The following is a 22,085-nucleotide window of genomic DNA, read 5'->3' as shown; positions in this document are numbered from 1 at the left end:
CCCCGAAGCCGGGCGCTTTTTCTGTTCTGAGGATCATCTCGTCTTCACCGTGACCGCAAGGGGAAGCGGCGGAACAAAAGGCCGCGGGACATTGCGATTGTCCTGCGGCTTCTTTGCAGCCCCTTCCAGAACGAACCCTTAGAAAGATCCGGGGTTCAGCAGGCCCTTCTTGATATTCGATTTACGCTCGGTCTGGGTGACGACCACGCGGCCGGTCTGCTTGTTCACACGGCGGGTGTCGCGCACTTCGGCCTTGACGGGCAGGATCGCCTTGGTCTTGCCTTTGACGACCGCCTTGGCGACGCGGACCTCACAGACGACCTTGGTCTCGCCCTTCAGCGCCTCGATCAGCTCGTCCGTGGGTTCCAGCGTGTCGGGCACGCTGCGTTTGGCAAGGTAATAACTGGTCAGCGCGGTGCGCGATCCCGGACCCCATGCCCCGTCGATCCCCATATGATAGCAGCCAAGGCGGCGCAGTTCGGTCTGGGCCATGCGCGCCAGTTCCCGCGCATCGGCAGGGCTTTGAGCGGCCTGTTCCTCGGCCGGGTTCAGCAGCCGCGGGTCGATCCGGGCCAGCAGGTCGCGATTGGCCTCATTGTCGGGGGTCACCTCATTTCCGGCGACGCGCAGCCGGTCGACCGTCAGGGCATTGATCCCGATGATGCCGCGCGTTTCCCAGGTCAGGGCGGCCAGACGGATCGGCGGTTGCTCATCCGGGTTGGCCATGGCGAGGGTGACATCGGGCTGCGGCAGCAGGTCGATCGGCGTATCCTCAATGGCGCCGACGCGGTTGGACGGGGCACTGGCCCCGCTGTCGGGCGCGGACGGCGGCGTTACCGCCGGGTCCAGCGCGGCAACGGCCAATTCTCCGGTCGCTGCCGGTTCGCCTGCTGGCGCCGGGTCGGCCTCGGCCAGTGCAAACGGCGCATCGGGTGCTGCAGGGGCGTCCCCGATGGTCACGCCACCCTCGACGATCTCGAATTCAAACTCCGGCTCGGGTTCCGGGGCAGGGGCTGCGGCGATTTCTGTGCCGGCCGAATCGGTCAGCGTCACCTCGGAACTGCTGGCCGAAGCCTCACCTTCCCCGGATCCGATGGAAACGCCGCCATCCGAGGCCGCGATTTCCAGATTGAGACTTGCCACCTCGATCGCGACATCCGCCGCGCGCAGGCTTTCCTCGGAAAAGCCCGAGGCGCGCAGCAGGTCCAGAAACTTGCGGCGGTCCTCGGTCGGAAGCTGCGCCAGAAGCTCGAAATCCGCCTCGCTCAGCTCCTGCCGTGTCTCGACGGAAGGTTTGAAATAGAACTGTTCGCGCAGTGAGGACTGGTCCCAGGGCGTCTGACGGCGCAGGGTGCGTTCCTCAACCTCATTGCGGACCCGGATCATCATGTCGGAAACCGAAATGCCGGGCGTTTCGATATGTTCCAGAAGGGCGGTGGTGAAGGGGCTGTTGGGCGCATCGCCCGCCCCGTCATAGGTGACCGCACCCGGTTCGGTCGCAAAGGCGACGAACGTGCCCACACCGGTCTGCAGCCGTGCCAGACCATCCGCAGCACCCGAGCCGCGCACCGCTTGCGGCAGGGGATCGTTGCGGCAGGCATCCAGGAAAATCAGCGTCTGGCGCTTGCGGTCCTGCAGCCGGGCAATGATTCCGTCCAGATTCCACGTCTCGTCACGGATCGCATCGCGGCTGGACAATTTCGCGTCAACCGGCACAAGATAATTCGCGCCATTCATCTGGAAGGCATGGCCGGAATAGAAGAAGACAGCGCTTTCGGCGGTTTCGGCGGCCTTGCTGAACGCATCCACCCGATCCCAGAAATCGGCGGTCTGCACATCGGTCAGCAGCGTCACCTCAAACCCCAGACGGGTCAGCGAATCAGCCACGTCCCGCGCATCGCGGGAGGCGTTTTTCAAAGGCGAAACACCGCTATAATCCGAATTGCCGACCACCAGCGCAAGGCGCTGCGCCTCGGCTGCCGAAAGTCCGGCGGACAGAAAAACAAGGGTCAGGGCCGGCACAGCCAAGGCGCTGCGGGCCCGCAATCCGAAGGGCAGTCGAAGGCGTTTCATCGCATGTCCAATTTGTCGGTCCAATGCGCACAACCATAGCGGAAATGCCCTCTTGGGGCGAGTCCCAATGACGTGAGGGCAACACATTGCGGGAATATTTGCCGGTAAGGCGCGATTCTTGAACCGTAGGGGCAAGAATGATACTGTGTCGCCGGGGCGATGGTAGCCCGGGCCTTGCCCATGGCTGCTAAGTGACAGGAGACGTTTGATGCGCATTCTTGCTCTGCTGGGGCTCGGCCTTCCGCTTGCTGCCGTGGGCGGCGCGGTTGCCTATGGTTCGGTCAGCCAGATTTCACAAAGTTTCAGGACGGTTGGCAGCCCGGTCATCACGACCGACAGCGTGCCCGCACGCCCGTCCGAGGCTGCCCGAGACTTCGTTCTGGCCACAGCCGGAAGTTGGGACATCGCCCCCGCCGCCGAGTCACCGCAGGCATCTGCGGTCATGGCCGATCAGCCAGATCTGGCCGGGATGCTGGCCCCGGGGAACGGTGAAGGCCCCGCGACGTTGGGACAAAGCCCCTTTTCCGGTACCGACCGCCTGCCCGAAGCGCCCGGTCCCGATGCGATGCCCGAGCTTGATTTGGCCGTGGTGACCGAACGGCCCGCCGCGCGCCCGGCCACGCAGACCGTGATCCGTCCGCGCGTTGTTGTTTCGGCCGACCGTAGCAGCGCCGAGGAACTGCGCGCGCAGCGGGCGGCCAATCAGACCCGCAAGCGCGAATTCAAGATGCCCTGGCAGACCGGAATTTTCCAGTAAATGCCGATCCGACTGCAGGAGGGCCTGCCCGGCGGGCCTGACCGTCGCGGATGGCCCGGATGACCTGCCCCTGACCGGGCGGGTTTTGCATTTTCGCGGGCTTGTCTGCTGCTGCCCGAACTCCCCCGATAGCCCCCCTGATAGCCTCGCCGAAAGACTGCTCGACGGGGGAAGTTTCCGTTTACCGGGGTTTCTGTTGACAGACGGTCATGCTTTTCCGCTACACTGTCGCCGGGGGGCGGCTTGGATCCGCCCGGTTCGACATTCTGACCGAGGGAGTTCTTGCACCGTGATTGCCGCTCGTCATTCCATCCGGGCCGCATGCGCCGCCCTTGCCGCCACGCTTGCCCTGACCGCGCCGGTGCCTCTGGCCGCGCAGACGGGCACGATTGAACTGGAACTCAACACCGCCAATGATGCCGAGACCGGCTGCCGCCTGACCTATGTCGCGACCAACAACACCTCCGTCGCGCTGGAACGCTCCAGCTATGAGGTGGCGGTTTACAACAATGACGGCATCGTGCAGCGCCTCTTGGTGCTGGAATTCGGCTGGCTGCCGGTCGGCAAGACCCGCGTCGTGCAGTTCGATCTTCCGGAACAAAGCTGCACCGACATTTCGCGCATCTCGGTGAATGGGCCGGTTGAATGTGCCTCGTCCGAGGGCGAACAGACCGTCTGCCGCGACAATCAGATCCTGTCCTCGCGGGTGCCGACCATCCAGTTCAACTGACACCTACATTCCCGGCGGCAGGGCTGGCCGGGCCTCTGCCCCGCCGCGCCCCGCCCCCGAGCCAAGGACAGGTCAATGCCGGATCTTGCGGGTTTCGATGCCGTTACCCTGACGGTTTTTGCGGCGCTGATCGCGCTTTCGGCCTTTGCCACGACGATCAGCCTGTTCAAGATCGGGCAATTCGCGATGCTGGGGCTGGGGCGCGTCCGGCTGGCCGAAACGGCGCTGACCGACTGGCATCGCGGCCAGCGGGACGGGGCGCTGGCATCGGTGACCGCCCCCCGGGGCGGGGTTCTGGCGCGGGTGCTGCAGGCGGTGTTCCAGTCGCTGACCTCCCGCCCGCAGGATCTGGCGCTGGCCGAAGAGATGGGCCGTCAGACAGCCCTTGCCGAGCTGGCACGCCTGTCGAAATGGATGCGCGCGCTTGAGGCGGTGGTGCAAGCGGCCCCGATGCTGGGCCTTCTGGGCACGGTGGTCGGCATGATCGACGCCTTCGGCACGCTGGCGCAAAGCACCGGCGGGGTCGATCCGGCGCTGCTGGCGGGGGGGATCTGGACCGCGCTGACCACGACCGCGCTTGGCCTGTCCATTGCGCTGATCTTTTATTTCATCGCCCTGTGGCTGGAAGGCCGGATCGAGACCGAGCGCCAGCAGATGGAGCGATTGCTTTCGGCCGCGCTGCATGGCCGCGCCGGGGCGGTTGCCGGGGCTGGTGCCACCGCCCCGGCGGGCTGAGAAGATGGCGGGGCAGGGCGGCGGGCTGACCCTGATCCCCGATGCGGGGCGCAAGCGGCGCTATGGGTTCGCGCTGACACCGCTGGCCGATGCGATGTTCCAGTTGCTGATCTTCTTCATGCTGTCCTCAACACTTTCGCCCTATTCGCTGATCGCGCTGACCGGGGGGGCGCCCGCCGGGCAATCGGCGCAGGAAGGCCCTGCCGATATGCAGGCCGAGGCGCCCGTCGAGGCGGCGCGCAGCGTGACATGGCAATTGTCGCGCGGGCAGATCCGTGCGGGCCAACAGGTCATGCCGCTGGAGGATCTACGCGGCGTGCTGCCAGTCCTGCGCGAAGAACGGATCGAGGAAGTGCTGATTTTCCCCACCCGGTCTGCCCGCGTGCAGGATATCGCCACGGTGCTGGAACTTCTGGGCAGTCAGGGCATCACCAAGGTGCGGCTGATCGGCGGGTCGCGCGTGGAGGGGGGCTGAGCCATGCACAAGGCCCGCCTTTTGCCCCCCGCGCCCCGCCGCCAGCCGGATTTTTCACTGGCCATTGTGAATATCGTGCTGCTGCTGGTGTTTTTCTTCCTGATTACCGGGTCACTGGTGCAGCAGGGTGAAACCGAGGTCGATCTGGCTGAAACCTCGGCCCTGCCGCTGGAACGCCTGCCGCGTCCCTTGCTGCTGATTGATGCCGCAGGGGCGATGGCGCTGGACGGGCAGGGGGTGCGTGCCGAGGGTCTGGCCGCCGCTTTGGGGCCGGACCGGCCCGAGGCGCTGTATCTTCTGGCTGATGCCGGCCTGCCCGCCGACCGTCTGCTGGCCCTGACAACGCGGCCCGATCTGGCGGGCATCTCGCTGCGGTTGGTCACGCTGCATATGCGGCCCGCACCGGATGGGGATGCGCCGGATGGGGGCGGGTCATGACCGGACCGGGGGAGAGCGGGCAGGGCACGGATCGCCTGACCGGGCTGGCGCTTTGGGGCGGGGCCGGGATGGTGGCGGGCGTGCTGCATCTGCTGCTGGTGCAACAAGGGCTGGCGGCGATGGGCAAGGCCCGCGACACCCTGCCGCCCGAAATGCCGGTGATCGAGGTCATGGCCGTCGCCACCACCCTGCAGGGGGAGGATCAGCCGATCGAGACCGCTCGCCCGGTTGCGTCCGAGGCGCTGCGCCCGCAAACCGGCGCCGAACGGCTGAACGCGGCCGGCCCTGCGGCGGAACGGGTGCAAGGCGCTACGGCTGCCACCGCCGCTGCCGCGCAGGCCGCAGCCCCGGCGGCCCCGCCGAAACTGGCCGCCCTCAGCCCATCGGGCGCGGCGCAGGGGATTGCAGCTTCGCCCGCGCGGCCCGAGGCGGCATCGCCCGTCGCGCGCCCCAGCCCGGCCCCCACCGCCCCGGCAGCAGGGGCCACGCGACTGGCCCCTTCGGTCAGCACGGCAACCGTTGCGCGCCCGGCGGCCCCGGCGCCGCGTCAGCCCGGATTGCGCCCGGTCGCAAGCAGCCCCGGCAGCACCGCCACGGTGGCCGCCCGCCCGCCCGCGCCGGTTGCCGCTGCGGCGCAAAGTCCTGCGCCCTCTGCCCCCGTGACGGTCAACCCCGTGACGACAAATCCCGTCTCGGGCCCTGTGGCAGTCGCTCCGGGGGCCGCTGCCCCCGCCGCCACACCACCGGCAGCGGCGCCCAGTGGCGCGGCGCGGGTCGCTTCGGTCGCCCCGGCGGCCAGTCTTGCCCCGGCTGTAAGACCGGCCACCCCATCGGCCAGCGCGCCTGCATCCGCCGCATCAACCGCCGCTGCAGCCCCGGCCCCGGCCCTGACGCCGGTGCCGTCACTGCCGCCCCCCGCGTCCAGCCCTGCGCAAGAGGGCGTCGCCGCCCCCTTGCCGGAAAACGCCCCCGTGGCCCCGGCGAATGAAGACACCTATGATTCCGTTCTGGACCATCTGGCCGAGGTTGAGCAGCCCGCCTGTTTCGCGGCCATGCCCAGCCTGTCGGATGAGGGCGCGTTTCAGCTTGAGGTGTTCGCGCGCGATGCTGCGGATCTGGATCTGTTCCGCAACCGGCTGGAAGCGCGGCTGGGGCAAAGGATGCCCAATACCACGATGAAGGCAATCAGCGCCGATCAATGCGCGGTGCTGGCCTTTCTGACCGAAGGCCCGTCCTATCCGCGCTTCCGGCTGTTCTTCGATCTGCCGCAGCGGGTGATCGCCAGCGGTGCGGCGCTGGAAGGGCGGATCGGCAATACTTCGGGCGGGTTCGTCACCTTTCTTGTCATTGATGACGAGGGGACGGTGCAGGATCTGGCCACTTTCCTGAAATTCGTGCCGGGCGGGGCGCAGTTCTCGGTGCCGTTGTCGCTGACGGCGGGGCCCGTGGAGACGCAGCAACTGCTGATGGTGCTGTCGACACCCGCCCGCCTGCGCACGGTCGAGGCGCAGAACGGTGGCAAGGCCGAAAGCTTCTTTCCGATGCTGGCCGCCGAATTGCGCGAACGCGGCCAGACCGAGGATGCCGCGATCGTCGCCTTCAGCGTGCGCTGATCAGTTTTCCAGCCGGAAGAAGCGCAGCGCGCCGATGGGCGACTGGCGTTCGCGTTCCAGTTCTGACCGCATGAAGGGCACCAGCGCACGCGCCGTTACCCCGTTCGGCACCGCATCCAGCTTGTCCACCGACCGTTCGGTCACCACCGCAAGAATCATCTGGGGCGTCGGTTCCGCGCCAGCGGCCAGATTGACGGTGAAGCTGAAGCCCAGCGTGCCATCCGAGGCCCGGCTGAGCCAGGGCTTGAGATTGGTCGCCCCGCCCGCACCATTGACCAGAAACAGCGACACCGCGCGGCCCGCCAGCCCCTCGACCCGGCCCGAAACGGTTTCGCCGCTTTTCAGCACATCGCTGGCATTGTCCAGCACAAGGCTGGGCGGGATGCCCCGGTTCGCGCGGATGCCGTTCAGGAAATCCAGCACCGGGCATTGCGTGTCATTGATCAGCCGCACACCGATATCGGGCTCGACGCCATGCGCCGCCCGGAAATCGGCCAGAAGACGGGTGAAGGGGTCGACGCTGGTGCCGAAGCCTTCAAGATTGATCCGGCTGCCATCGCCATCCAGTCGGGACAGATAGACGCAATTGCCCGCATCATAATTGTCCAGCCAGGCAAGCTGCCGCCCCAAGGCATCCAGCGGCGGGGCCGGTTCGGCGGTTTCGGTTTCCGCCGAGCTGCCGGTTTCGCCGCCTTCGGGCTGGGTCTCTGCCCCTTCGGTTTCGGCAGCCGACTCCGCGTCGGTTTCCGGGTTGGTCGTGTCGGTCTCATTGGCGGCGGACTGGCTGCCATCCTCGGGCGTTTGCGTTCCGCCCTCTGCCGTGTCGGCCGGGGGTTGCGTGCCGCCATCGCCTGTCGCGCCGCTGCCGCCCTCGTCTTGTGCGGTGGCCTCGGGCTCGGCGGGTTCGGGGTCGAAAGTGCCGGTCATCCATGCCGCGCCGCCGCCAAGGGCCAGAAGCATGACAAGACCCGCCGCGATCAGGCCGCCCTTGCCGGATTTCTTGGCCGGGGCAGGGGCACCGCTTCCCTTGCTGCCCGGAATCCCGACGAACTGCGCCTGCGCCTCGGGTGAGGCCGTGCCCCCCATGGCGGGGGCCGCACCGCCTGTCACGCGTGGCAGGCCGCCCGCAATCACCGTCCGGTCAGGGTCGATCGACCCCGCATCGGGCGCAATCACCGGAATCTGTGACGGATCGTCCAGAAGTTCGATAACCCGCGCCATGCTGGCGGGGCGGTTCGCCGGATCGGGTTGCAGCATATGTTGCAGCAAAGGGCGCAGACCGGCATAGACATCGTCCAGATCGGGCACCGAGGACCGGCTGCGCACGGCCTCGATGATCGAGCCGCCCATATTCAGGTTCTTGCCCCGGCAGGCCGCCACCATCATCAGCGCAAGGCTGTAGACATCGGTGCGCCCGTCAATCGCGCCGTCAAAGGCACCAAGCTGTTCGGGCGCGACAAAGCTGAACTTGCCCGCGAACTGGCCCTGCAACAGCGTCCGGTCACCCTTCATCGAGGATTTCGCGATGCCGAAGTCGATCAGCTTGGCATTCTCGACCTTCTGCCCTTCAAGCAGCACATTGTCCGGCGACAGGTCGCGATGCACGACGCCGGCACCATGCGCCCGGTCGAGCCCCGAGGCCAGACGCCGCAGCAGGATCCGCACCTCGGCCTCGGACAGGGGTTCTTCCTTGATCCGGTCGGAAAGCGATTTGCCCTCGACGAACTCCATGATCAGGCTGGGTCGCCCGATTTCTGGCGGGTTCATATAGGTGTGGTAGCGCACGATGGCGTCATGGGCGAGGCGACCCAGAACCTTCGCCTCTTTCTGGAACAGCGCCTCGATCATCGGGTCATGCGCCAGCGCGGGCAGCACGATCTTCATCGCGACGGGATCACCGGTATGGACATTGCGGCCGCGGTAAACCTCGCCCATGCCGCCCCGGTTGATCAGTTGTTCGATCTCATAAGTGCCCGCGACAAGCATACCGCTTGTCACCGTGACCGGCGGGGTGGTTCCCTGCGGCGGGCTGCTTTGACTGGGGCGCCCGGAACCGCCGCTATCCGACTGACCGTTTTCCGGCGGAGGGGTCTTTTCTTCGGCCATTCGTCTCAGTCTTCCGCTTTCCAGTCATCCACACTGATGGGTGGACCATATCCGGGGTTTGTCTTCATGTCAGCCTCTGACAGAACCTCATTCGGCAGACATCTGACAACGAGCACGGTTACATTGTCCTTGGCACCCCGGGACAGGGTAAGGTCGATCAACCGGTCACAGGTCTGCTGGGCGCCCTGACGCTGCAACATTTCGGCGATTTCCTCATCTGTCACATGGCCTGTCAAACCATCCGAACACAACAGGAAAACATCACCGACCTGCAAAACCCCATAATTTTCGTCGGTCATCGGCATTTCCGTGACGCCGATGGCCCGGGTGATGACATTCTTGCGCGGCCAATGCGCGGCCTCTTCGGCAGTGATGGCGCCGCTGCTGAATAACTCCTGTGCCTCGGTATGGTCGGTGGTCAGTTGCTGCAGCATATCGTTGCGCAACAGATAGATGCGGCTGTCGCCCGACCAGATGCAGGCAAAATGCTGCTCATAGGCCAGAAGGGCGACGACTGTCGCCCCAACCGTGGCGCCGTTCAGCCGCTCGGACTGGCGCCGGATATCGTCATGCGCAATCACCAGCCGGTCGACGAAACGCGATTTCAGATCATGGGCAGAGTTTGGAATACCCGTCCATTGCGCGCTTTCCGCGATGGTGCGGCTGGCGAAATCCCCCGCCCGATGGCCGCCCATTCCGTCCGCGACAAGCCAGAGGCCCGATGCGGGGCGGGCCAGAAAACTGTCTTCATTATGATCGCGAACGCAACCGGCATGGGTTGCGGCACCGGTATCGAACAGGAATTTCACCGGATGCATACCCACTCCTCCTGAAAAATATAGGTCCCGCCCTGCGGCGTCAGAAAATCATCTGCCGGTGCAGAATAGGCGGAAAACTTTTGAACGCAAAGGTTGAAGCGTGGCTTGAGCGAAGCTCTTGCGACACAGGGATACCAGACATGGCGGTCAGTCCTGCACCCAAGCGCGAAAGGGGAGGGAGAGGGGGCGAAGAGGCCCGATCTTTCGACCGGGCCCCTTGTGGAACGCATCAGAAGGACAGGCGGACCTGTGCGGTCAGGCTGGCCGCGTTCTTCACATTCTTGCCGAACCGGCCGTCGAGGCGCAGGTTCGCGTTCAGCTGTTTGGCACCGGCCGGCCCGTTTTCAAGGATCCGGACATAATTGACACCGACGCTGATTTCACCAAAGCCGCCGATATTCTCGCTGCTGATGTTCTGCGTCTTGGTCAGCCCATCACCCGGATCGACATAGGTGAAGACCGAATCCCGGTCGCCCGCGAAGTCATGATAGTAGTTCGCGCTTGCGAAATAGGTCGTTCCGGCATCCCCCGTGGGTGCGATCGTGGTCTTGGCGATCGTGCCCCCGACAAACCCGGTGACCGAGTCGAAGGACGCGATGTCCAGCGTCTGGCCGCCCGTGAAGGTCAGCCGCGCGCTGCCGGTGCGGGTGTAGGACAGACCCACCGTGGGCACGAAGCTCATGCCTTCCTGCGCCATGTCCATCCGATAGCTCAGACGACCGGTGAAGTTCACCGAGTTTGTCTTGAACTTCGTTGTGTCTCCATCGAGACCCAGACCCACGAAGCCTGGAACGACCGTCTCGCTCAGCTTGAAGGTGGTGCTTTCAAAGCGGAGCTGCGCATCGGTGGTGATCCGGTCCTTGCTGAAGGCCGCATAGAGGCCGACATATTTCTGGTCGAATTCGGTCTTGGTCTGCGAGGTGACCTGCATGCCGCTGGGGTTCACGTCCTGCTTTGACGTGCCGGCATTATAGCCGACCATGGCCCCGAAGGATCCGTCCCAGCCGTTGAAGTAACGCCCGTCATTACAGCCGAAGTCATAGCCGCCCTGCGCGCCTGCATAGGTGGCATCAAGACTGGTGGTCTGGTCCGAGAAGGAGTTGTTGCTGGTGCCCGAGATCGACGCGCGCCCGTAGGTGCCGCGCAGATAGCCGCCGCGCGAACACCCCTCTTCCGCCGCCAGACCCGAGACGAAGGGGCTGGTCGGACGGTTGATGACGGTCGAGATCAGCGACTGCACCTGTGAGGCATTGGCCGCGATCCCGCCGAAGCCGGGGCTGAGCTGGCCCTGGATCTGGACAGTGTCCCCAACCTGTTGCAGGCCGTAAACAAACACCCCGCTGTCCGGCAGGCCCGAGAAGCTGAGCTGTGTGCCCGCAGCCACACCGGTCATGACCGGAATGGCGGCCAGCGAGGTCTGCCCGCTATTGCTGAAGTTGAAGGTCAGCGGGCCGCTGGTCGTGCCATTGACGGTGACAAGGTCCGCCGCGCCATTGGTCAGGTCGCTGGTCATCGCATAGATGCCGCCACCCGACAGATTGCCCGCAACGTTCAGCCGGTCGCTGGTATCCGTGCCGGTCAGATCGACCGTCCCGCTGTTGTTCAGCGCGCCAAGGCTGGTCGTGCCGAAGGCAGTGACGGTTCCGCTGTTGGTCAGCGTACCGCTGACCGAGCCATTGGACAGCGTCAGGCCGGAACTGTTGGTCACCGGACCGGTGACCGATCCGTTCGACAGATCCGCCGTGCCGCTGTTGGCAAAGCTTCCGGTGATCGAGGCGCCCGCCAGATTGGCAAGGCTGGTATTGGTGAAGGCGCCTGAGATTGTGGCATTCGCCCCGTTGAAGGTGCCGTCATTGGTGATCGTGCCTGCCGACAGGGTCGCGCCATTGCCATTGACAAGGCCCGAATTGGTCAGGCTGCCCAGCCCGGTATAGCTGTTGCCACCCAGATTGAGCACCGAAGCCGCCCCGTCATTGGCAAAGCTCTGGCCGCTGGCGGTCAGCGGGCCGGTCACGTTGAAGGTCAGCCTGTTGGTGACATTGCTGTTCAGCGCGCCTTCTGCATTCACCGTGCCGTCATTCACGATACCGCCCGAAGTGCTGATCGTGCCGGTTGAGGTCAGCACCGCGCCTGCCGCATTGGTGATCGAGCCGGTCAGGGCCAGATCGGCAGGGGCGGTCACGGTCATCTCGTCTTCATTGGTGATTTCCGCCGTGACCGTGCCATCCGCCGTCAGGGTGCCGTCGGCATTGGTCACCGCGCCGGTGAAGGTGCCGCCGTCGATATTCAGCGCGCCGCCGTCATTGGTGGTCGTGCCGGCAACGCTGCCGCCGTTGACATTCACCGTGCCATCGCTGACCAGAACATCGCCCCCGACCGAACCGCTGTGATCGGTGGTCCCGGCGGTGTTCGCCAGATCGCCGCCGATGCTGCCGCTGTTGCCCAGCGTGCCGCTGTTCGTGGCCGCCCCGGTGATCGCATTGGTGTTGGTGAAGGTTCCGGAGTTGTCGAGGCTTGCAATGGTGCCTGCATTCGACCCCGTGCCTGCGTTGGTGACAGCACCAGAAACCCCGCCCACCTCATTGGTGAAGGTGCCGGTCTGGTTATCGACCGCCGCCAGCGTGCCTGCGTTCAGAACGCTGCCCGCACCGGTGATCGTGGTGGTGCCCGCAACCGACCCGCCGGTATTGTTGTCCAGCGTGCCGCCCGAGACATTGGCCGCCCCGGCAATGCTGCCAGTATTGGTCGTGGTTCCAGCGGTATTCGCCAGATCGCCGCCGATGCTGCCGCTGTTGCCCAAGGTGCCGCTGTTCGTGGCCGCCCCGGTGATCGCGTTGGTGTTGGTGAAGGTTCCGGAGTTGTCGAGGCTTGCAATGGTGCCTGCATTCGACCCCGTGCCTGCGTTGGTGACAGCACCAGCAACCCCGCCCACCTCATTGGTGAAGGTGCCGGTCTGATTGTCGATATCGGCCAGCGTGCCTGCATTCGTCACGCTGCCCGCACCGGTGATCGTGGTGGTGTCCGCAACCGACCCGCCGGTATTGTTGTCCAGCGTGCCGCCCGAGACATTGGCCGCCCCGGCAATGCTGCCAGTATTGGTCGTGGTTCCAGCGGTATTCGCCAGATCGCCGCCGATGCTGCCGCTGTTGCCCAAGGTGCCGCTGTTCGTGGCCGCCCCGGTGATCGCGTTGGTGTTGGTGAAGGTTCCGGAGTTGTCGAGGCTTGCAATGGTGCCTGCATTCGACCCCGTGCCTGCGTTGGTGACAGCACCAGCAACCCCGCCCACCTCATTGGTGAAGGTGCCGGTCTGATTGTCGATATCGGCCAGCGTGCCTGCATTCGTCACGCTGCCCGCACCGGTGATCGTGGTGGTGTCCGCAACCGACCCGCCGGTATTGTTGTCCAGCGTGCCGCCCGAGACATTGGCCGCCCCGGCAACCGTGCCGGTATTGGTCGTGGTCCCGGCGGTATTCGCCAGATCGCCGCCGATGCTGCCGCTGTTGTCCAGCGTGCCGCTGTTCGTGGCATCCCCGGTGATCGCGTTGGTGTTGGTGAACGTTCCGGAATTGTCGAGGCTTGCAATGGTGCCAGCATTCGACCCCGTGCCCGCATTGGTGACAGCACCAGCAACCCCGCCCACCTCATTGGTGAAAGTGCCGGTCTGGTTGTCGACCGCCGCCAGCGTGCCTGCATTCGTCACGCTGCCCGCACCGGTGATCGTGGTCGTGCCCGCAACCGACCCGCCGGTATTGTTGTCCAGCGTGCCGCCCGAGACATTGGCCGCCCCGGCAATGCTGCCGGTATTGGTCGTGGTCCCGGCGGTGTTCGCCAGATCGCCGCCGATGCTGCCGCTGGTGTCCAGCGTGCCGCTGTTCGCGGCATCCCCGGTGATCACATTGGTGTTGGTGAAGCTGCCGGAGTTGTCGAGGCTGGCAATCGTGCCCGCATTCGACCCCGTGCCCGCATTGGTCACAGCACCTGCGATCCCGCCCCCTTCATTGGTGAAGGTGCCGGCCTGGTTGTCGACATCGGCCAGCGTGCCGGAGTTCAGCACCTCACCGCCGGTGATGGTGGTGAAGCCGGTATAGGTTCCCTCATTCGCCAGAGTGCCCGCCTGCACCAGCAGGTCGGCCACACTGTTATTGCCGGTCAGGGTCAGAGTGCTGTCGCCCGCCTTGGCAAAGGTGCCATCACCGGAAACCGAGCCTGCAAAGACCGTGCTGCCCGCCGCATCGCCGCTGGTCAGTGTAGTGGCAGCCGCGATGTCGATGGTGGTATCGGCCACGCCCGACAGATTGCCGATCGTCTCATCCCCGTTGACATTCAGGGCGGCACCCGCAGCGGCCAGATCGACCGTCGCGGTATTGCCAAGCGCGCCGCCATTGACGTTCAGCGTGCTGTCGCCAGCAATTGTTACACCGCTGGATTGTGCGATGGAGCCACCCGCCGCAACGGTCAGGGTGCCTGCGCTGATCGTGGTTTCGCCGCTATAGGTGTTCGCAGCGGTCAGGATCAGTTCCCCCACGCCGATCTTTTCCAGATCGCGCGGACCACCGGTTTCCGAAATCACCCCGGATTGCGTCGCCGTTCCCGCACTGACCTGCAATTGCGTGTCATTGCTGTTGAGATTGATCTCGGTGGCGTTGTTCACCCCGTCAGCATAGTCGATGACCGAGCCCAGCGTGGTGATCAGACCGCCTGCGCCGCCCGCCGCCAGATCGCTTTCCAGCCGCAGCGTCGCATCCGGATCGCTGCCGCCGCCGACGATGACATTGCTGACCCCGGTATTGTCACCCGACAGGACCAGCGTGCCCTCGACCACTGCCAGCGTGTCGACGGTATTGTTGCCCGACAGCGTCATCGTGCCGCCGCCAGCCTTGCTGTAGGTGCCGTCACCACCCATGGAGCCCGCATAGTCCGCAGCCACGCCATTGCCGCCGCTGGTCAGCGTCGCACCATTGTCGATGGTGACACTGGTGCCCGCAGCCCCGCTGAGCTGTCCGATCGTCTCATCGCCCAGAACGGTGACATTCGCGGCAGGGCCGGGGCCCAGATCGGTCAGTTCAACCGTCGCGGTGGCGCCAAGCGCGCCGCCATTGGTGACGAACTGGCCACCATTGACCACGACACCGCTGGATTCGAGGATGGAACCCGTCGCCCCGACCACCAGAATACCGTCATTGACCGTGGTGACACCGGTATAGGTGTTGTCATTGTTCAGTGTCGTGGTGCCGCTGCCGTTCTGCGTCAGGTCCGAGGGCGGATTGCTGCCATCGCCCAGAACACCGTCAACCACGGTTTCATCCGGCGCATCCTCTTCGAAGATATAGCCATTTGCCGCGATGGTGACCGTATTGGCGATGGTGCCGCCGTTATGGGTGTAACTGCCGCCGACATTCAGCGTGAACTCGCCGTCCAGATTGCCGTCATTGACAACCATGTCCTGTGCGGAGGCCAAGATGCCGCCATTACCGCTGACCGCGCCACCATTGACGGTGACAGTCTCGGCCGCGACGGTGCCATCATTCAGGACCAGCGTGCCGCTGTTCTGGGCCAGATCACCGCTGACCTCAACCGTGACGCCGTCGCCTGCAAGCACGAAATCGCCCGTATTGGTCAGATTGCCGGTCTGGGTAACCGTGGCATTGTCGGCGGTGACGGTGAAGCTGCCGCTGTTGTCCAGATCGCCCGTGATGTCCAGATCGCCCGCCGCCAGCGTGATATCGCCCTGATTGTCGATTGTGCCGCCTGCCGCAATCGTCGCCGTGCCGCCGGGGCCGTTGACGGTGATCGCGCCGCTGTTCACCAGATCGCCCGAGGCCGAAACCGTGCCATCCATGCCGACCGCAATCTGGTCGGCATTGGTCAGGTTGCCCGCCGCGGCTTCCAGGGTCGCCCCGGCCCCCACGGTGATCGTGCCGGACTGGTTGTCCAGCGCGCCCGCCGTAAGGCTGCCGCCTGCGCCGATGCCGATGTTGCCGCCCGCATCATTGCTGACACTGCTTGCGTCCAGCGTGGTGCCGGCCGCGATGGCGACATCGCCCTCATTGTCCAGCGTCGCAATCGTCTCATCGCCATTGACGTTCAGCGCGCCTGTGCCGCCGATCGTCACATCGGCCGTGGCTGCCAGACCGCCGCCATCGGTGGTCAGGGTGCCGTTGCCGTCAATCCCGATGGTTTCCGAGCCAATGGTGCCGGTCAGTGTGGTTTCCCCGGTCTGGACCGTCACCGCGCCTGCGCCCGAAAGACTGCCCGAGATCGTGCCGCCCTCCAGCACCTGTGCGCCGCTGGCGGTGACATCGCCCGACATCGTGCCGCCAGACTGGGTATAGGTGGTGGTGCCCACCGTTCCGGTCAGATCGCCGCCCGAGAGAGCGTAGTCATCCGAGGTGACGGTGCCGCCCATCGTACCGCCCGACTGGGTGACATCGGCGGCTGTGATATCGCCGCTGGCGGTCACATCGCCCGCCGAAAGGTCATAGCTGCCGGTTGCGTTGACGGTGCCGCCCATCGTGCCGCCGGACTGGGTGAAATCCGCAGTGGTGATATCGCCGCTGGCGGTCACATCGCCGTCCGACAGGTCATAGCTGCCGGTTGCGTTGACGGTGCCGCCCATTGTGCCGCCCGATTGGGTGAAATCTGCGGTGGTAATGTCGCCATCTGCCGTCACCTCACCCGTGCCCGAGAGGGCATAGCTGTCGGTCGCAATGACCGTTCCGCCCATGTCACCGCCCGATTGGGTGAAACCGGCAGTCCCGATGGTCGCATCGCTTGTCACATCGCCGTCCGACAGGTCATAGCTGACATTCGCGGTGACGTTCCCGGCCATGCTGCCGCCCGACTGGGTCATGGTATCGGCGGTGATATCACCTGCCAGAGCGACATTGCCGTCCGACAGGTCGTAATCGCCCGCATCGACAAGACCGCTCATCGTGCCGCCGGTCTGGGTGAAGGTTCCGGTCGACAGGGTGCCGGTGCCCGTAACCGAACCGTCATCGGCCAGCGACACGCTGGCCTGCGTCACATCGGTATTGACGACCAGCGCGCCGGTGCCGCTGACTTCGGTTTCGCCGGTGATGGGACTGCCCAGCGTTCCGCCTGCGGCAACCGTCAGGCTGCCCGAACTGACCGAGGTGCCGCCCGAGTAATTGTTCGCGCCGCTCAGCGTCACATCGCCGCCCGCCACATTCAGCCCGCCCGAGTTGGAAATCATCCCAGAAATGGCCGATGCGCCCGAGGTCAGCGTCAGATCCGCGCCAAGCAGATCGACCCCGCCCGCGCCGTTCAGCGAGGCGACGCTTTCATCCCCGGTGAGGCTGAGAGCACCGTCATTGCTGATCATGCTGCCTGCCGCCAGACCGCCGCTGCTGTTCAGGATACTGGTCGCGTCGATGCTGATATCGGTCGAGGCAAGGCTGCCCGTAAGAAGCAGTTCGCTGTCGGTCAGCGTCGTGGCGCCAGTATAGGTGTTCGTGCCGCCAAGCACCACAAGGTCACTATTGACAAGGTTCAGTCCGCCGCTGCCGTCGATATCGCCGGAGATAGACGAAAGGCCCCCCGACAGCGTCAGATCCGCCCCGTTCAGCGTGACCGAGCCATCGCCGTTCAGCGAGGTGACGGTTTCAGCCCCGGTGACGGTGAAACTGCCGCCATTCGAGACGGTGGCGCCGTCGGCCAGACCACCGTCGGACTCCAAGATGCCGTCATCGCCGATGGCGATATCGGTTGAGGCCAGCGTTCCGCCGTCCAGTGTCAGGCTGCCCTCGGATACCAGTGTCGCACCGGTATAGCCGCTTGCACCGGTCAGCGTGACCGCCGCCGTTGCGCCATCCACGACCAGCCCGCCATCGCCGTTGATCGCCCCCGCAATAGTGGACGCGCCCGTGGTCAGCGTCAGATCCGCCCCCGTCAGGTTGACCGCGCCTGCGCCGTTCAGCGAGGCGATGGTTTCAGCGCCGGTGATGGTGAAGACGCCGGCATTGCTGATCTCGCTGCCCGCCGCCAGCCCCCCGGTCGAGGTCAGGATACCGTCGGCGTCAATGGTGATATCGGTCGAGACAAGCGAACCGGTTACGGCAAGCGTGCCGAAGGTGACCCTTGTGCCGCCCGTATAGGTGTTGTTTCCGGACAGAGTCAGCGTGCCGGGATTGCCCGCATCACTGGCATGCTTGAGGACGCCGCCGCTTCCCTCGATCACGCCGCTGAAGGTATCGCTGGCGCCCGAGGCCGAATAGATGCCAATTTCGGCACCCAAATCGTTGAGTTCAACGGTACCATTGCCCTGCAGTCCACCGATCCCTTCGATGCCGGTCACGACAAGGCGACCGTCACCATTGACGGTCACGACCTCGTCCACCTCGATCCCGTTCCCACCGTCGGTGCGCAATTCGCCCGTGCCGTTGATGACGATGCTGTTGACGCCTGCATCGGTGCGGATGATGCCGGTCGTCACATCGACGACGCCGCCGGAAATGGTGATGGGGGCATTTGTGGCAGAGACCGTTCCCGCCACGTTCACGGTTCCACCGGTTACGTCTATGCTGCCGCCGCCGAACTGCCCTGTTCCCGTCACGTCGAGCGTGCCGCTTGCAATGGTCACAGCACCGTCGCCTTCGACCGTGCCCGAAACGGTGGTCGTGCCGCCAGAGACATTTGTATCGCCATTGCCCGAAAGCGTGCCGGAAATCGTGCCGCCCTGAAGCTCCTTGAGGCCGCTGACCTCAAGCCCGTTCGCGGCCATCTCCCCGCCGGTCTGGGTATAGGTCTGCGCCTGCAGGCCGCCGGGGGCGCTAATCAGCCCGTCCGTCTGGGTCAGCGCGCCGCCGATTGCATCCGATCCGCTTGCGATGGTCAGCGTGCCCGCGACCGTGACCGCATCGACATTGTTCAGCGCGCCGCCATCCGTCTGGAAGGTCCCGTCCTCAGCAATGTCGATCAGATCCGCCGTGATCGTGGCCGACCCGGTGCCCAGCGTTCCCGCATTGACCCGGATCGTTTCGATGACGTGATTGTTGTCGACAAGGGTTGTACTACCCGTGCCGGCCTTGACCAGTTCGCTGCCCGCCGCGCCGGTGACTTCCGAGATCGTCATTCCGCCGGCACCGTCCAGTGTCAGCGTGTGGCCATTGACGGCGACCGTCCCGGACAAAATCAGACCATCTGCAACCGATGTGATCCGGCTGTTGCCGTCAAGATTGATATCGCCGGTAATCTGGTTGAAGCCTGCAAGGTTCTGCAGCGCGCCGCCACCGCCCACACCGTCGCCAGCCAGATCGATCTGTTCATCCGCAATGATGACACCGCCCGAAATCGCCAGCGTCGCGCCGTTCGCAACTTCCGTGCCGCCCGCCGAGGTGCCAAGCGCCTGATCGCTGGCCGCAACCAGCGTGCCTCCCTCGACAATGGTCAGACCGGTATAGTCATTCGCCCCCGACAAGGTCAGGGTGCCGGTGCCGTATTTGAGCAGATTGCCGTTCGCGCCGGTAATCACGCCGGAAAAACTGCCCGACAGATTTGATCCGCCAAGGATGATCGAATTGCCCTGAAGGTTCACGGTGCCCGCGCCCATCCCGACACCGCCGATCATGCCGACACTGGCCGTCTTGTTCAGTTGCAGCACCGCACCGGTCGCAATATTGGTCGACGCCGTATCGGAAACCTGACCCAAAGCCGCCAGCACCAGCCCCCCTTCGCTGATTGTCGTGGCCCCCGTATAGGTGTTCGCCCCCGTCAGGATCAGGGTTCCGAGACCGGTCTTTTCCAGCGGCCGGCCAGCCGCGTCCTCGGATATGGCGCCGCTTTGCGTTGCGGTCCCCGCCGCAACCTCGATATCCGTGTCGTCGCTCGCGATGATGATCGGGCTGGCATTGGTCACGCCATTGGCCAGCGCAATCGTCGATCCCGTCGTCGTGATCGTGGCCCCGCCCGCCGCCCCCGTGGCGTTCAGTTCAAGCCGACCGGCCACATTGATTGCGCCGATGGTATTCGCGCCGCTGTTGAGGATCAGCGTCGATCCGTCGTCAACCGTAACCGTGCTGGCATCGATCTCCTGCAGGATCGTGATCGCGCCGCTGCCTGACTGACGGATCGCCCCGCCCCCGAAAATCGGCAGCGATGCCGTGACTGCGGTGCTGCGGTTGAAAACCAGCGTGCCGAGATTGGTGATGGTGGAACTGACGAACCCGGTCGTCCCGCCATTGCCCAGTTGTAGCGTTGCATCGGCCCCGATGATCGTGCCGCCCAGATAATTGGTATTCTGCGTCAGGATCAGCGTCGTTTCGCCATTGACATCGACCCCCCCCACGCCGTTGATCGCATTCGACACGGTCACCGGCACCGTGTTACTGCGGTCAAAGGCCAGCCTCGCGCCGTTTGTGAAGTCAACCGCGCCGCTTCCCAGGCTGCCGGTTGCGCCACCATTGCCGATTTGCAGAACGCCTGCGCTGATGGTCGTGGTGCCCTCATAGCTGTTTGCCCCGGTCAGAATGAAGGTGCCGTCACCGGTCTTGGTCAGGCCGCCGTCTCCGGCGACAATGCCGGACACAAGGGTGCTGGCGTCATTGCCGCCGGTTGTCAGGACTTGTCCGGAAAAAATGGTGATATTGCCAGCACCTTGAACCGACCCGATGGTTTCTGACGCCAGGACAGTAAGCAGTGTGCCCGAATTCATCACCACCGAACCGGTATCGGAAAGGGCCGTGCCACTTTGCAATATCAGGCGGCCTGCATTCACCGTCGTGGGACCGGAATAGGTGTTGGTCCCCGTCAGAAGCAGGTCACCGCCCCCGTTTTTCGTGACGCTGCCGGAACCCGTGATATTCCCTGCAAGCACGCTGCCCACTGTGGCAAAGGTCAGAACATGGTCGGTAACGCCTGTGTCGACATCGATGAGATTCAGAGTCGCACCGCTGTTCGCCCCGATGGTCGCATCATCGGCCAGGGTGATCGTGCCCCTATAACTGCTGTTGTCGCCTGGGTTCTCGTACACACCGAGAATGGCCCCGGTGCCGCCGACACCGGTTCCTTCAATGGTGATCGCATTTTCCGGTAACACGGCATGCCCCAGATGCAGCGCGGCGCCGTCTGCGACGACAACCGCGCCCGAGCCGAGCGCGTTGCTATTGTTGATTTGCAGGATGCCCTGATTGATCGTCGTGCCGCCGGAATAGGTGTTGGCGCCCGACAGGATGGTTGTCGTGCCAACACCCGAGGCAATACTGCCGACATTTCCCCTGACCAGGCTGACCACGCCAGCACCGTCCTGAATGACGCCCGAGAAAGTGGAATTGCCTTCAAGCGTGATTGTCCGCGCTCCGGCGGCGCTGGTCGTCACCGTGCCACCGCCGGAAAGGCGGTGAAATCCTGTATCAACCAAATTCATGTCAAATATCGCCCCTGAGGCGACGACCGTCTCGCTCGCGTCCTGGGTAATCGTAGGAAGGCCGCCCCCGGCACGCAGCGTTCCACCATCAACGCGCACGACCGTGCCTGTACTCGTGAGGCCACCATTCGCACCAAAGTTGACAATACCGGTCTCTGTCGCCGAGCCGAAGACCAGCGTTGCGTTGTCAACAAACGCGGTGCCCGTCTGGTTGAAGGTCGTTCCGGTCCGGGCTGCGATGGTAACAGTTCCAGAAGCGAGCAGATTTCCGATACTGGTATCGCCACCGATCAGCGTTCCGCCATTGATGATGGTGACTTCTCCGCCGATTGTCCCGTCCAGCAATGTCGTTCCGGAAATGCTCAGGTCTCCGGTAATGCCCGCACCGGACGCAATCACAAGGTTGCCAGCCTCCTGCACGACATCCCCGTCGATCACGGCGGTATCATTGATCTGGACAAGGCCACCCTCGATCAGGACGCCATCCGTGGCGGTCAGCGATCCCGTTCCGTTGATGGTGAACACAGTGGTATTGAGCAGGACACTGTTGGCTTCGGCCGCGAAACTGTTGATCGAAGCGGGGAAGACGCCGCCGCCGGTCGCGACAGTCACATCGTCGGCGTCCGTCGGAACGCCCAGATCCCAGTTGCCGGGGGTGGTCCAGTCGCCCACTCCGGCATCACCCGTCCATGCAATGTCATCCGCCTGCGCCGCACCGCCCAGAACCAGCGTCGCCCCGGTTGCCAGAATGAAGACCAGTTCGGTCGCGCGCCCCAGCCTGCAATGGCGGCGCAGGCTGCGCTGACGGATGCCAAGCTGGCGCGTGGACTGGAGGAGCGTCACCGAATTCAGCATCTGGACTACCTATGGCTAAACAGGGCGGAAAACGCCCTTATGGATCAATTGAGGCAAATCTAGAGCAATGACTTGCACAGGGGCAACATTTATCTCGGGGAATTG

General features: G+C 64.6%; 10 protein-coding genes. 6 read left to right on the top strand and 4 right to left on the bottom strand.

Features of this window, described 5'->3' with window-relative positions; genetic code table 11:
• Window positions 1-138: 138 nt before the first annotated feature.
• Window positions 139-2,073, bottom strand: coding sequence for a caspase family protein (locus JL811_RS12000; RefSeq protein WP_202688854.1), 1,935 nt, complete (start codon window positions 2,071-2,073; stop codon window positions 139-141).
• A gap of 208 nt (window positions 2,074-2,281) precedes the next feature.
• Here JL811_RS12000 and JL811_RS11995 point away from each other — a divergent pair, with 208 nt between their 5' ends.
• The 6 genes from JL811_RS11995 to JL811_RS11970 all read left to right on the top strand — a co-directional run bounded on the left by JL811_RS11995 (window position 2,282) and on the right by JL811_RS11970 (window position 6,821).
• On the top strand, window positions 2,282-2,830 hold the full coding sequence (locus JL811_RS11995; protein WP_202688853.1) for a hypothetical protein: 549 nt from the start codon (window positions 2,282-2,284) through the stop codon (window positions 2,828-2,830).
• Between the two features lie 289 nt (window positions 2,831-3,119).
• Entirely contained in the window at window positions 3,120-3,560 is a 441-nt protein-coding gene (locus tag JL811_RS11990) for a hypothetical protein (RefSeq protein WP_202688852.1), read from the top strand.
• 75 nt (window positions 3,561-3,635) lie between these two features.
• Window positions 3,636-4,295 carry a MotA/TolQ/ExbB proton channel family protein gene (locus tag JL811_RS11985; protein ID WP_202688851.1) on the top strand — a complete coding sequence of 220 codons (660 nt, stop codon included), beginning with the start codon at window positions 3,636-3,638 and terminating at the stop codon, window positions 4,293-4,295.
• A gap of 4 nt (window positions 4,296-4,299) precedes the next feature.
• Window positions 4,300-4,770 carry an ExbD/TolR family protein gene (locus tag JL811_RS11980; protein ID WP_202688850.1) on the top strand — a complete coding sequence of 157 codons (471 nt, stop codon included), beginning with the start codon at window positions 4,300-4,302 and terminating at the stop codon, window positions 4,768-4,770.
• 3 nt (window positions 4,771-4,773) lie between these two features.
• The gene (locus JL811_RS11975; RefSeq protein ID WP_202688849.1) at window positions 4,774-5,208 is read left to right on the top strand and encodes an ExbD/TolR family protein; all 435 of its coding nucleotides are present in this window, start codon (window positions 4,774-4,776) and stop codon (window positions 5,206-5,208) included.
• Window positions 5,205-6,821: a hypothetical protein gene (locus tag JL811_RS11970; RefSeq protein WP_202688848.1), complete on the top strand. Its 1,617-nt coding sequence runs from the start codon at window positions 5,205-5,207 to the stop codon at window positions 6,819-6,821. Before JL811_RS11975 ends, JL811_RS11970 begins: the two co-directional genes overlap by 4 nt.
• Here the strand turns inward: JL811_RS11970 and JL811_RS11965 are convergent, their stop codons facing one another.
• From JL811_RS11965 to JL811_RS11955, 3 genes are all read right to left on the bottom strand, one after another.
• Complete coding sequence (locus JL811_RS11965) at window positions 6,822-8,927, bottom strand: serine/threonine-protein kinase (protein WP_202688847.1); 2,106 nt, start codon at window positions 8,925-8,927, stop codon at window positions 6,822-6,824.
• Window positions 8,928-8,932: 5 nt separating this feature from the next.
• On the bottom strand, window positions 8,933-9,745 hold the full coding sequence (locus JL811_RS11960) for a PP2C family protein-serine/threonine phosphatase (RefSeq protein ID WP_202688846.1): 813 nt from the start codon (window positions 9,743-9,745) through the stop codon (window positions 8,933-8,935).
• Between the two features lie 229 nt (window positions 9,746-9,974).
• Window positions 9,975-21,980 carry an autotransporter-associated beta strand repeat-containing protein gene (locus JL811_RS11955; protein ID WP_202688845.1) on the bottom strand — a complete coding sequence of 4,002 codons (12,006 nt, stop codon included), beginning with the start codon at window positions 21,978-21,980 and terminating at the stop codon, window positions 9,975-9,977.
• Window positions 21,981-22,085 lie beyond the last annotated feature (105 nt).

The sequence above is a fragment of the Szabonella alba genome (assembly GCF_016765775.1).
GTDB lineage: Bacteria > Pseudomonadota > Alphaproteobacteria > Rhodobacterales > Rhodobacteraceae > Szabonella > Szabonella alba.
Note: the sequence above shows the minus strand (reverse complement) of the source record. Positions and strands in the feature narration are given on the sequence as shown.